Source organism: Martinezella lusitana (assembly GCF_900094565.1).
GTDB lineage: Bacteria > Pseudomonadota > Alphaproteobacteria > Rhizobiales > Rhizobiaceae > Rhizobium > Rhizobium lusitanum.
Genome location: NZ_FMAF01000061.1, coordinates 1 through 12634, shown reverse-complemented (window position 1 = coordinate 12634; position 12634 = coordinate 1). Strand labels below are relative to the sequence as shown.

Here is a 12634-nt window from a genome sequence, read left to right as displayed (position 1 = left end):
GTGGTGTCCCTCAGGTTGGCTCTAAGCAACCCGACCCTACCGGAAATCACCGATGGCTATGAAATCAAGCTACACCACTCCATGGGACACGATCACAGGTCTACAACAAGTCAACCTTCAGGGGACGTCTCATGGAACCTCATCTACCCACAACAATACAGATCAGCGCCCCTCAACATGCCGCGAATAATCCATATCGCGTCATCGAGGGCGAGGAGGTGCTTTCCGTGGCATTCCGTGAATTCGTGCTGACGGCCGTCGCTGCCGGTTGGAAGGAGCCGGAGGTCGCTTTGACCTTGGCCGACATCGCAGATGACTACGTTATGGCTCTCGCTCGAAGAGCTGCGGCCAATTAGTATTGAGTTCCATCTGCGTTCATCTGTGGTATCCCGCAAGATGGCTGTTAACAACTCTTCATCCAGCCGGCCGGCAAGTCGCTTAAGACGAGATGGTTTGCCGGCGGTATAACATGCCGAAGGGCTCCCGTTGCATTGTTGCAAAGAGAAACCTCAGGCCGTCTTGCTATAATGGCGCCCCGATTCCCTCACATAGGCATCGAAAGCTGCTGCAACGGCGCGGATCAGGAAGCGCCCGTCTTCTCGCAAACGAATGATGCCGCCCGCGTTTTCGATTATTCCGTCGCTCTCGAGCATCGAGAGCCTGGGGTTGCCGTTAAGAAGCGCGTGTGGGTCAAAACCGTATGTGACGGCCAACGCCGGGACGTCGACCTGCAAGTCGCACATCAGGCGTTCGATGATACTTGCCCGCAGGCGATCTTCGGCCGACAAGCGCCAGCCTTTCGTTGTGGCCAAGCGGCCGGATGCGATCCGCTTTCCGTAACGATTGGGAAGTACCTCGTTTTGAACATAGCCGCCTGGCATGCGGCCAATAGCTGACGAACCCAAGCCGATAAGTGCCTCACAAGCATCGGTCGTATAGCCCTGAAAGTTGCGATGCAATTGCCCGTCTGTCTGCGCGGTTGCTAAACTGTCGTGCGGCCTGGCGAAATGATCGATCCCGATGCGGCGGTAGCCTGCCGCAACAAGGTGTTCCGAAATTGCCTTTGCCTGGGAAATACGGCTTTGCGCATTGGCGAGAGCGGCTTCGTCGATTAGCCGTTGATGCTTCTTGAAGGAAGGTACATGCGCATAACCGAAGACTGCGAAACGGTCCGGCCGCATCTCGATCGCTGCCTTGGCCGTTTCGATGCAGGATTGAACCGTCTGGTTTGGCAGGCCATACATAAGATCGAAATTGATGCTGGCGATGCGCGCCCGGCGCAGCTTAAAAACCGCCTCCATTGTCTGTTCTTTACTTTGGGTGCGGTTGATCGCCCTTTGGACCGTCGGATCAAAGGTCTGTACCCCGATACTAGCACGGTGCACCCCTACTTCCCCGAGAACCGTCGCCATCTCCTGATCTAGCGTCCTCGGATCGATCTCCAACGCGATTTGGGCCGAACCGGTGAACTCGAACTGCTTGTGCAGAAGCTCAATAAGCTCAAACATTTTCTTCGGCCCGATGGTCGTTGGCGTTCCTCCACCAAAATGCAGATGGTCGATCCTAACCGGCGCCCCGGTCCTTGCGGACACGAGGCGTACTTCCTCGCGCAGCATTCGCAGGTAGTCGACGATCGGTCGGCTATTGCGCGCATTCGTGGTGTGACATCCGCAATACCAGCATATCGACGGACAAAACGGGATGTGCACGTAAAGCGATGCCGCTTTCTCCAGCGAGACAGCGCTAAGCCAATTCTCATAAGTGCTATCGTCAACGTTGGGGGAGAAACACGGCGATGTCGGATAGCTAGTGTAGCGGGGTAGGCGCTCATCGCCGTATTTTTCAATAAGTGCCGATTGCATGCGAAATCCTTCTACGGAGTACTGGCTAGAATGCGGCCATTCTAGGCACACGCTTTGCATGGCTCTTTGATCTTCAACAAAGAGCGCGACGGATTTCTTTGAATTATTTTCAAAATCGCGGCGCCGAGGCAAAGGAGGCGCAGCATACTCGATGAAAAGAGTTCAGCTTAGTTTTGATCTGCCAGCGAGATGCTCGGCATGATGACAGTACCTTTTTCCCTGGTGGATCACAAAATGCATTCACAAGGCGCTGGCGGGCTCGCTTGGATGCTTGTCCGGTGGCGGGGCAGACCGATCGTCGCCTATAGTGTCGCCGCCGCTGCTCCATTCGGCGTCCTCGCACTGAGATTGGCCCTGTCGCAGTTCACCAGCGACGATCTTACCCTATTGCCGTTCATTCCCGCTATTCTCGTGGTCGCAATCATCGGCGGCGGAAAGCCGATTTCTCTAGCGGCGGGCATGTCGCTTGGCGCTGATGTCCTTGTTCAGCGGCTGAGCGATGCGGCTTACGCGACGGTCTTTGAACTGGTTTCCTTTGGCGTTGCGGTGCTTCTGATTGCTTGTCTGGGAGAGGTGTTGCAGGCGACGAGACATGCCATCATCGAGAGTGAGATTGCCCCCACTGCGCATCTGACATCGATATTGGACAAAGTGCCCGATGCGATGGTGATCACGACCCGCGACGGTAAAATTGTGTCCTTCAACGCCGCCGTCTTGCGGCAGTTCGGGTATGCAGAACAAGAGCTCGTTGGCGCGAACCTGCGACTGCTGATGCCTGATCCTTTTCGCGCCGTCCACGGCAGCCATATGCAACGGCAACTTGGAAGGGGCGAAAAGCGCGTTCTCGCAGATCAAGCAGTTGTCGGACGCAGGAAGAACGGATCGACGTTTCCCCTCAAGTTAACCGCGAGCCAGCTGGAATCGGGTGGTGGCTTATTTTTCATCGGCTTCCTAAGAGACCTTACGGAGCGGGAAGAGGCTGCTGCTCACCAGCAGCGGATCCAGGCGGAATTGGCAAGATTGGCCCGCCTGAGCGAAATGGGCGAAATGGCATCCGCCCTTGCGCATGAGCTGAACGAACCGCTGTCGGCGATCGCAAATTACGCTTTCGGGTGTACGAAGCTCTTGAGCGACATGGACAACAATGTCCCAACGGTCATGAGAAACGCTTTGCAGGAGATTGAACGTCAGTCCCTTAGAGCGGCAAAAATTATCAAACATCTCAGAGAGTTCGTCACGACAGGTGAAACGGAAAAGGGCCTCGAAAATATCCGCACGCTGGTGGAGGAAGCAGGCGTCCTTGCGCTTGTAGGTTCCCGAGAAAAAGGCGTCAGGACTGTCTTCGAATACGTGCCCGGCGCCGAGATGGTGATGGTCGATCGTGTTCAGGTCGAACAGGTCATCATTAATTTGATGCGAAACGCCATAGAAGCTATGCGCCACGTCGAGCATCGTGAGCTTACGATCCGCACGATGCCCACGCAGGAGGATGAAGTCGCCGTTATCGTGGAAGACACCGGCAAAGGCATTCCGGAAGAAATTGCCGCGGAGCTCTTCGAGCCATTCGTCACGACAAAGCCAAGTGGAATGGGTGTCGGCCTTGCGATCTCGAAACGTATTGTCGAGGCCCATGGAGGTGAAATGACGGTCTCAAGAAACGCGGCTGGCGGAGCTACTTTCCAGTTCACGCTTCCCGCCTATACGGAAGGACAAACGTGTGAAACCGACTGACTATACGATCCATATTGTCGATGATGAAGAGCCGGCGCGCAAATCGTTTGCCTTCATGCTGACCATGAACGGCTATGCCGTCAAGGTGCATCAATCGGGAGCCTTGTTTCTTTCCTTTGCGCCGGGCATCCACAACGGAATTCTTGTTACGGATCTCAGAATGCCAGAGATGTCAGGTATAGATCTCATCCGTCAGCTTAGCGTGAAAAAGATCTCAATTCCGTCAATCGTGATCAGCGGACATGGCGATGTGCCGGTGGCAGTTGAGGCGATGAAAGCCGGTGCGGTCGACTTCATAGAGAAACCCTGCGAAGACGCCGTTATCATTGAGGCGATCGAACGAGCGTCGGACCATTTACATGTTAATGGCGCTAACGTCGACGAGAGCCTTGCCATTCAAGCGCGCATCGAAACCTTGAGCGAGAGGGAGCGCCAAGTGCTTCTTGCCGTCGTGGTCGGCCTTCCGAACAAGTCGATTGCACATGATCTGAATATTAGCCGCCGCACGGTGGAGGTTCATCGCGCCCGCGTCATGTCGAAAATGAGAGCAAAAAGCATCCCGCATCTGGTTCGTATGGCTGTTGCGGTGGAGATGGGGCCCTTCTAGCTTCGTAGTGTTGATCTCGCCGCATTCGGGGTCCTGCCGTAACCTTGCGAACGGGAAGGGTCGTCATGGCATCTGTTTTCCCAAAAACTCTAAATTGATCGTCATTGCTCGATGACGGGATTATATAATCGAAGGCAACTTTGGAGGCGCTTTCGCGGACTTAGCGGGCCCATCCTGCGCGTCGAGACGTCTTTGCCGAAAGACTCGCCCGCATTATTTTCTGACCGGGCGGCGCCACGATTTCTTATGACGACGACAAGCTGCTGCCTCTAGTGATGAACACCCTTCGAAAGGGATCGGAATAAATCGCCGGCAATTCGCACGAGATGCCGGTTAAGTGTTTACCCTTAGTGATAAAACCGAATTTATCGCTCCCATAAGAACCGGCAATCTTGCCCCGGAACATGGGGAATACCAGATGCAGTCGAAATTCATGCCCGCAGCACAGCCTTGGACCTCGCCGACGAAAATTGTGGGGCCGCAAATTGGGGGAGCGCACATCGCCGTCACATATGAGCGCGGCCAAGAGATATACGCCCAGGGCGGGAGCGCCGATAAGTGCTATCGGGTTTCTACCGGAGCTGTTCGGGTATGTCGCATCCTTTCCAACGGGGGGAGGCAGGTCGTCTCCTTCCATGTCGCGGGGGAAATGTTCGGCTTCGAAGCTGGCTCTCAGCATCGTTACTTTGCCGAAGCGCTCGCCCTGACAAGAATAGTGGCGTTTGAACAGGGCCTTGCTCAGCAGCGGCATTTGCCGGAACTCCTTGCACTTGCTCTTGAAGCTATGGAACGTGCTCAGGAACACCTTCTGCTTATCGGACGGCAGTCTGCGATTGAACGGGTGGCCACATTTTTGTTGGATCTCTGCGAGCGCCTGGGAGGCACTCGGCAGTTTAGATTGGCCATGTCGCGGCAGGACATTGCGGACTATCTCGCCTTGACGATCGAGACGGTATCGCGTGCCATGAGCGAGTTGAAGGAACAAAGCATAATCAGCCTGCGACATGCGCGAATGGTCGACATTCGGAAGCCTGATGCACTTCGTTCGCTCTGTGGCCATGTTGCCGGACTATCTTAGCTCGGCGCGACCTGTGCAATGCAGGACGTTGCGGCCTTCGGGCGGAAAATCGCGATTTGCGCCCGCGTGTCATTTCATCTGGGACATTGTCTTGCGGGCCCACGTCAACTTGTTTCAGGTCCTTGTCTGGAACTGATGGCGTGGCCCGTAAACGACGGTCACCTTCCGTCAGGCGCGCTTCAGAGCCTGTCAGCAGGAGTTTTGTGGATCGATGCCGATCCCGTTGGTAACGACATCGGACATTCGGGCATTGGCCTGAACGGCACGACCGTCCCGCATCATCATCAGGAAACCCTCCGCCACCATGCCTGGAGCGAGGGGCCAGGTGCTGCCCCCAACAGGAAGGAGATCAGATCGTAGCGGCTGTCGTCCACCGCGAGATCCAAACCGAGAATGGCTTCTCCGTATTGCCTAATGGCCTCAAGACGCCGGCGCCGGCGGCGTCTGGAAAAGAAAAGAGGTCGCCCTTCGGCTGGATTGATCCGGTGGCTGAGATTATTGGCCGCCACCATGGCCTGTCGTCCCTGCCTGCGAACAGCGCCGTCCGCGAGCGTAGCGGAAGCCGGAACATGTCCCGGCAAGATCGATCGCACCTGCTATTTCGAAGGCCGATGCGGTGTGCGAGCAGGGTCAGCGCGGTGTCGTTACGAACGATGCCGCAGCCCTCAACGGCAGCCTCAGCGGCCTTCGCCGCACGTCCGCTGAGCGTCTCGGCATCGTCAAGCCAGTGGCGCGGGGATGCCGATCCGGCGCGCGATTCAGTCGGGTTCAAGGCCGAGCCCCGATTCAATCCGGGCATTCTTGACGCGTCAATCGGGCACCGCATGGCCGAGACCTACCAGAGAAGACGAGCGCTTCCCTGATTGCCGCCCAGCCCCCAGAAAGCCGCAGTAAGCCTTTCGCTTTGACGCTCTGCGAGCTTTACGATGCGCTCGACGACCGGTTCCGTCATTTAAAGACAGGCACTATCCCGTCCGCTTCGCGCGAGCAAGCCGGCCATCACAAATCGCTTGGTTTTACGCAACAACCGGAGAGGGATAGCCGATAAGGCTCTCTGGGAAAATCATCACCAGGGTACGGTCCTACTTTTCCTGCTAACCAAATGGGATATAAGCGGACACGAAGATGCGCCGACCCTTGGCTCGGCCGTTCACATCGGAACCAATGACGATTGCCGCTGACTTCATAAAGGAGCTTGAAGGATGTATTCGCGAATTCTCGCTGAATTTCAAGGGGATCGTGGTGGTTTGAAAATGGTCCCAGCGAGCAATCGTTTGTCGCTGATTAAATTAGATCGCCGATCTCGCAGCCGTGATTTGACTTCATCGTGCATCGGATTACTGAAGCAAATTGGCTAAGCTCTCTAAAGTTGTTATAACCTGACAATGTTCCCCTCGGAACGGACAGAAGACGACCTCAAAGGGGCAAAGGCAAGCAGTTCAAGTCCGTCCACGGCGATCCACGCTGACCGGCGATTGTTGAAAAGTAGGGACAGGCGGTGACGCAAGATCTAGAAAGTTACAAAAGTGCGAGAGGCCTCGTAGATACCACCGATCCGGAAGTCGACAAGCCGATCTACCGCAAGCCCGGTTTTGACGGGAAAGTTGCGACGCTAGGAGATATGGAAGAACTGATCAGCGCATTTTTAAAAAAAACGCGCGAGGCCGAGGGCCTCGCTCGCGCGGATCTTGCGCCAATGCTCGGTCTGTCGACACCCGTGTACGGACGTTACGAGCGGGCGTTTTCAAGGATGACGGTCACCCGAATGATCCATCTCTGTGAAATTCTCGGCTTTATGCCCATAGATATGCTCTTTGAAGCGGCGCCCCATCTTTGGGGGCGCACGCCTGAGGAAGCCGAGGATCGTCTCACTCTGGACCGAATTATCAGAACCCTTCCGAGCGAGGCAAAGCGCGATCTCGTTCGGCTGCTGAAGCGTATGGTGCCTCAAGATAACGGGAGCTAATGAGACATCAATCGCAGGTAAGCTTGGCTGTCTGGTAGGCACTCCGGCAACGGAAAGCGTCGGTCTTCACCGCGATCTCGCCGCAAAGTGGTTTTCATGATCATCTTTTTAAAGGAACCAGCGCCACAACTATAGAATCCTGGACCTCACACTCACTCGTTTTCCGGTCGGTCACCGCATGCGCCGACATCGTCGCTCACTTTGATCGTGGCGCATGAACAGTGTCGACTAGAACGCTGCACCGCTTAAGAGCGTGACCCACCAGTTAAGTTTGCCCGGCCATTCGAGTGCTTTGCTCAAGGTCGCGGCGAGCCGCCAGACCGAAGACCGAGCGGGTAAGATACAATCTGCCCGCGGCTGCGCGCTCGGCCATTGCGCGCAGATATCCGCCGGGCGAACTGACCTCCTGCCGATTTGCTTTTTCCAGAATAACTGCCACCGCCACCGCTGCTTGCTGTTCGCCCATTGCCTCCACGGCGCCACGGCGGGCATCCTCTGAGATCCCGACGAAGCGGCACAGCATCGGAGTCAGCCGAACAAACTCCTGGAAGCTCTTGGGAGTGCATCCAAGCTCCGCGAGGGCCGGGGCCGCCCGCAAGACATCCTTAAGCGCGATTAGAGCCTGCCGCTGAGGTTCTCGCTCGCTGACTGAGCCTCGCCAAAGGGTCGCGGTTTCTTCAAAAGCCGAGCTGCTGGCGGCGCTGGCTTTTGGAAAACTGTATTGTCCGACATGAGCCGAACCCTCTCGAACATTACTACTACGTTTTGATTGATAAGGAGGTGTAGTCTGTTTCTGCATGTCGTTTTCGACAGGCACGCATGTCGTTTTCCCTGCGCCGAGTTGGTCTTGAGGTCGCGGGTCAAGCCGCATCAGTCGGTCCATAGACCATTCAAGAAGGACAGTCGCACGACGCAGCATCCGGTTGGATGCTTTGGCAGCAATTCCGATATAATTGCTGATGCGCTCGACCCGGTCGGCAATGCGTTGGCGCATTGTTGCACTTACATCAGCGACAGCAGCGAGGGCACAACGGATATTGCGCAAGGCGCCTCGGTACCGTCGCAAGGCAGCTTCGGTCGCCCTCTTCTCCGCTCGGATGTCTTTTACGAGGCGAGTAAGCTCGCCATATCGCAGGACCAATATTCGAAGATCGACCCCGCATCCATCCGTTATGACGCCATCGCTGTTTCTGACGGGATATCGCTTATAGTTTCCACTGTCCTGCATCGTGATCAAACCCAGATCGAAAAGCTTGGAAAGCATTCGACTGACCCGGCCGGCCGAACGCCCGACCTCAAATGCCAATTGTCGGTTCGATTTGAACACGATTGGCCGCCCCGACGTATCGAAAGTATCGGCGGGGGCGGTGTTGATCAATATTAGCAACAGATGGCTTTCCGTTCCATTTATCAGGCCTGTGCAGGTCAGATTTTGAGCAAGCACAGCCAATTGGGCACGCGTCACCATTCCGATTTCTGCCGATTTTGCCCAGCGCCGGAATTCAGCCCTTTGGGGCGTTATCTTACGGCCGACCGGCCGTTGGCAGGTGGTCATATCTTCCATGTCCTCGTCTCCGTTCGGGACCAGGCAAAGCTCCGCCGTTCACCAAAGTGATGTTTTTTGTTGACAAGGAAGGAAGGGTCTGCGACAAAGGTTTTGGCTAATTTATTCTCTTACAGACCCGCTTCCGGATTGCTTCGGGAGCGGTTTTTCTTTTTCTGGCCGGTTTTTTCTCTCCATTTCAGACCCGACGCACGCGTCGGGATGTTTGCGGTCGATACGCGAAAAGCATATCCCAACAAATCAATTTGGCGCAAGATATGTACGAGTTTGAGCTGCTACTTGAGGTCGCAGCGGGATAGTGACTAAACTAACGCATTGATTTTATTAATTGTTTTGAAAGTCTAAATGCCATTTCGATACCGTTTCGACCGATCAAATTTGGTTCGCCTTACGGACAAAATTCTCAAATTGGCCGATGCTCGGACATGGAGCCAATGACGCTTGACCGAAAACGCAATGCTCCTCCCGTACTTGACGTTGAGGATCAGCGTGCGAAACGTGGATGGCTGGATGAATAGCGACAGCCCGCTTTCCCAGCTGGTCATCATCGACCCGGGGGCTATCACAAGAGGCGGGAGGATTGTGCCGTGCGTGGTCGACGTAAACTCCATCCCCTCATTTTGGGTTTTGAGATCTGATCTCCTGGAGCAATGATTACCCGAGGTGCGTTGGATCGCCATCTCAGACCTGCAAACGGTGCGCGCGTTTTCCGGAGTTCCCTGAGATCTGCCAGCCTATTTAGCGGCAGCGCCACCGCAGCAAATTCATTAAGGGGTTGCCGCCTGGCAAATGAGTGAGTGAGTTGAAACCGAATACCTAAGCTTTTGCCGCCATGCCCGCGCGATCTTTCGCGAGCGTGGCGGTCGGATTTATTGTATCAAACCGCGATTTTCGCTCTCTTCGAGCACGGGAGAGCGACGATCAATGCGGACTTGCAAGCTTGCCAGTGCCCCGGCAACTATAAGACCCTTTGGCGTCATATCGCCGGCCGTGGCAAAGACTGGATCGAGCACCGGCCGGCAACATCGGAAGCGTGCCGCCGCATCCGCAATCGTGATCAATGGGGCACGATAAGGTTGTCCGCAGTCGCCTCCCACAAGGACAATTTTCCCCGCCAGAGGCTTTGGACAGCCATCAAAGATTGTAAAGGCGGTTAGCCCATCACGCAACGCTTCTTCATCTACGAACAGCGAGTGCATATCGTCAAAGCGGATCATCTCGATTAGCCTGCTACCAATCAAGTCATAGATCGGAGCAATGCTTCCATCCTGAAGCTCAACCGCCCCAAAACGGGCGGTATCCGACTCTAACACGTACACGATATTTTTCATTTGCTTTAGCCTCCTATTTGAAGCGATCTCGTGCCCACAGAGATGAGGGAGAAGGGAGAGCTGTGATACCAACCATAGATAGCGGCGGCGCGACGCAATATGCTGTTCTCATAGGGCGTTGTAAATTGCCGTACGCGCCGATTTGGCACGTGTTTCGCAATCTGGACAGCTTTCCGGGTCGGCTGAAATTCTAAAGATTTGTACTGAAATCAGTTGAATCGAGCTGGTATTTCATAGGATACCTTTAGTGAGAACGCTTGAAGGTGAGCCAAATATATTTTGCGTTTTTTCGGCAAAAAAATGGAAAGCATTATGTCAGTCGACTCATTTTTTGAGCTGAGTATGCAATTTTCAGTAAGCGTAACGCGTGGAGAGCGCTGGATAACCCGATCGCCCGTCCCGACTTGTGACCTCAAAAAAACACGATCTGGAGGAGCCGATCTATGAACGGGTTTCGGCGATCCCCTCTGAGGCTGATGGCCTATCTCGCGTTCCCGCATGTCGATCATCAGACCTAAGCGACAGAGAGCCGCTTCGGGGTCGCAGTGAACAAAAACCACAGGAAAACCACCCTACAGATTCTAGACATCGCATTGATGCGTTTCTCACGATATCGGATCGGTCGGGAACGCCATGCCAGTGCGGTGCGTAACCTGGCGATAGCCAATTTGGTGCGATTGTGTTTTTTCTTGCACCAAGAGAAACCAGTGCCGATTTCAATTATGTATTGAAAAACAATAATAATATGCGAAATTAGTGCACGTTTGACGAATTCGCTTGATAGAAAGATGCGCCAAAAATGATCAAAAATGCAACGTTACAGGTTTTAACCTTAACGTTTTTCCGTATAAAAGAGATCTTGCGCGTTAACCCTCAGTCTCAGCAATGGCAGGTCCATCTTTGAAGCAATGGATTAAAGAACTCGGTTTACAGCAGGTCGTTGACCCACGCATAGACAAACCTGTCTATCGGAAGCCTTTTGATGGGCGAATTGTGCTTAGCGCCGAACTGGAAGAACAGATCTGCACCAGTCTTCGCGGCGCCCGCGACAGACGAAAACTGCCTCGATCGAAACTTGCGCCCCTGCTTGGGCTGAGCGAACAGGTTTACGGCCGCTACGAAAATAAGATCTCCCGCCTGACGGTATGCCGGCTAATTCATCTCTGTGAGGTTCTGGACGCCACTCCGGAGGAAATTATCGCGCCAGCAGCACCCCATCTCTGGGGTGGGACTGAAGCAAAAGCGGTTCTGCTATTGGCCTCAATCGAAAAGTTGCGGACCTTGGACGAAGAGACTCTGCGAGATGTTTTCAGCTTGTTAGGTCGCATAGGCGAGACCTGCGGCCAAAATGATGGCCAGACAGTAGGCGATCCTGAATGCCGCAATGGTGTCGAAATCGCAATTGGTAAGCAAATTGACGGCAGCAAATGACCGAAATGCGTTGCGCTAATTGAAGTAAATCCATCGTGACATTTCCCGGCCACTCCTCGAACATGTATTCTGCTGCTTTGTCCGCACTACCTATGGTAAGATATTGACCGACCCGACGCGTTTCGAGCGTCACTGGTAGCGTCCACCAGTGTAGCGTCATCTTCGTTTCTTCCGAACCGCGATGAACTGGGTTCCGACGGAACACAGGGAAGCGCTTCAGTGCGAGTGCCACTTCCCAGGGATGCCGATCTCAGGGAGAAACCAAAATGATATTCACTCAAGCCGACCTTGATATCGCAAATCGCCATATTGCCGAAAGTGAAGAACAGGTTTCACGGCAGGAGCGAAAGGTGACTGTCCTTCGTATGCAACACTTGGATACGGAATTGGCGGAAAACATTCTGACGGTTTTTTACGAAACGCTGCTGATCCATAACGCCAGTCGCGACATGATTGCTGCTCAGCTGAGACAGAAATGATCGCAATGCCTCTCCAGTGTGGTGAAGCATCCAACGGGCATCGGCATAGTTTTCGACGACGTCGGTCTATCAATTGGCGGTTTTCGCATGGCTGGTAACGGAGTGTGGAATGCCGCACCAGAAGTGTGGCTAAGCCGTACCGGGATCGTGTCCCATGGAGTGGTGTAGCTGGATTTCATAGCCATCGGTGATTTCCGGTAGGGTCGGGTTGCTTAGAGCCAACCTGAGGGACACCACCGATGACCGACGACATGATGAACCTGCGCTCACTCGTTGAGAAGAGCGCTGATGCCGATTTGCTGCGGGAGATGATCGGCTTTGCTGCCGAGAAGCTGATGGGGCTGGAGGTCGGCACGAAGACCGGCGCGGCCTATGGCGAGAAGAATGGCTTCCGGCTGGCCCAGCGTAACGGCTATCGCGACCGGGATTGGGAGACACGGGCGGGCACCGTCGAGCTGCGCATTCCCAAGCTTCGCACCGGCAGCTACTTCCCGAGCTTCCTGGAGCCGCGCCGCATGGCCGAGAAGGCTCTGACGGCGGTCATCCAGGAGGCTTATATCCAGGGTGTTTCGACCCGCTCTGTTG

12 protein-coding genes are annotated in these 12634 nt (G+C 54.7%); 8 read left to right on the top strand and 4 right to left on the bottom strand.

Annotated elements, in window-relative coordinates; translation table 11 throughout:
* The first annotated feature begins 131 nt into the window (after positions 1-131).
* A complete protein-coding gene (locus tag GA0061101_RS37965; protein WP_004125917.1) occupies positions 132-356 on the top strand; it encodes a hypothetical protein in 225 nt (74 codons plus the stop codon).
* A gap of 153 nt (positions 357-509) precedes the next feature.
* On the opposite strand, the gene hemN is transcribed toward GA0061101_RS37965, so the two are convergent.
* A complete protein-coding gene (hemN, locus tag GA0061101_RS37960) occupies positions 510-1862 on the bottom strand; it encodes an oxygen-independent coproporphyrinogen III oxidase (RefSeq protein WP_004125924.1) in 1353 nt (450 codons plus the stop codon).
* A 234-nt stretch (positions 1863-2096) separates the two neighbouring features.
* Here hemN and GA0061101_RS37955 point away from each other — a divergent pair, with 234 nt between their 5' ends.
* From GA0061101_RS37955 to GA0061101_RS37945, 3 genes are all read left to right on the top strand, one after another.
* Positions 2097-3593: a PAS domain-containing sensor histidine kinase gene (locus tag GA0061101_RS37955; RefSeq protein WP_184462165.1), complete on the top strand. Its 1497-nt coding sequence runs from the start codon at positions 2097-2099 to the stop codon at positions 3591-3593.
* Positions 3580-4200: a response regulator FixJ gene (gene fixJ / locus GA0061101_RS37950; protein WP_004125927.1), complete on the top strand. Its 621-nt coding sequence runs from the start codon at positions 3580-3582 to the stop codon at positions 4198-4200. Before GA0061101_RS37955 ends, fixJ begins: the two co-directional genes overlap by 14 nt.
* A 418-nt stretch (positions 4201-4618) precedes the next feature.
* On the top strand, positions 4619-5278 hold the full coding sequence (locus GA0061101_RS37945; RefSeq protein WP_004125929.1) for a helix-turn-helix domain-containing protein: 660 nt from the start codon (positions 4619-4621) through the stop codon (positions 5276-5278).
* Positions 5279-5562: 284 nt separating this feature from the next.
* Here the strand turns inward: GA0061101_RS37945 and GA0061101_RS39215 are convergent, their stop codons facing one another.
* Positions 5563-5871 (bottom strand): hypothetical protein, encoded by a 309-nt coding sequence (locus GA0061101_RS39215; protein ID WP_135488301.1) that lies wholly within the window; start codon positions 5869-5871, stop codon positions 5563-5565.
* A gap of 905 nt (positions 5872-6776) precedes the next feature.
* On the opposite strand from GA0061101_RS39215, the gene GA0061101_RS37935 reads away from it, so the two are divergent.
* Positions 6777-7244: a helix-turn-helix transcriptional regulator gene (locus GA0061101_RS37935; protein ID WP_004125932.1), complete on the top strand. Its 468-nt coding sequence runs from the start codon at positions 6777-6779 to the stop codon at positions 7242-7244.
* Positions 7245-7509: 265 nt separating this feature from the next.
* Here GA0061101_RS37935 and repC read toward each other — a convergent pair whose 3' ends face one another.
* Positions 7510-8808 (bottom strand): plasmid replication protein RepC, encoded by a 1299-nt coding sequence (gene repC / locus GA0061101_RS37930; RefSeq protein WP_004125935.1) that lies wholly within the window; start codon positions 8806-8808, stop codon positions 7510-7512.
* 869 nt (positions 8809-9677) lie between these two features.
* The gene (locus tag GA0061101_RS37920) at positions 9678-10139 is read right to left on the bottom strand and encodes a DUF3846 domain-containing protein (protein WP_004125939.1); all 462 of its coding nucleotides are present in this window, start codon (positions 10137-10139) and stop codon (positions 9678-9680) included.
* Positions 10140-11024: 885 nt separating this feature from the next.
* Between GA0061101_RS37920 and GA0061101_RS37915 the strand changes: the two genes are divergently transcribed.
* The 3 genes from GA0061101_RS37915 to GA0061101_RS37905 all read left to right on the top strand — a co-directional run.
* On the top strand, positions 11025-11570 hold the full coding sequence (locus GA0061101_RS37915; protein WP_004125942.1) for a helix-turn-helix domain-containing protein: 546 nt from the start codon (positions 11025-11027) through the stop codon (positions 11568-11570).
* 266 nt (positions 11571-11836) lie between these two features.
* Positions 11837-12049 carry a hypothetical protein gene (locus GA0061101_RS37910; protein WP_004125950.1) on the top strand — a complete coding sequence of 71 codons (213 nt, stop codon included), beginning with the start codon at positions 11837-11839 and terminating at the stop codon, positions 12047-12049.
* A 239-nt stretch (positions 12050-12288) separates the two neighbouring features.
* A partial coding sequence (locus GA0061101_RS37905) for a transposase (RefSeq protein ID WP_208865060.1) occupies positions 12289-12634 on the top strand: 346 nt, incomplete at its 3' end.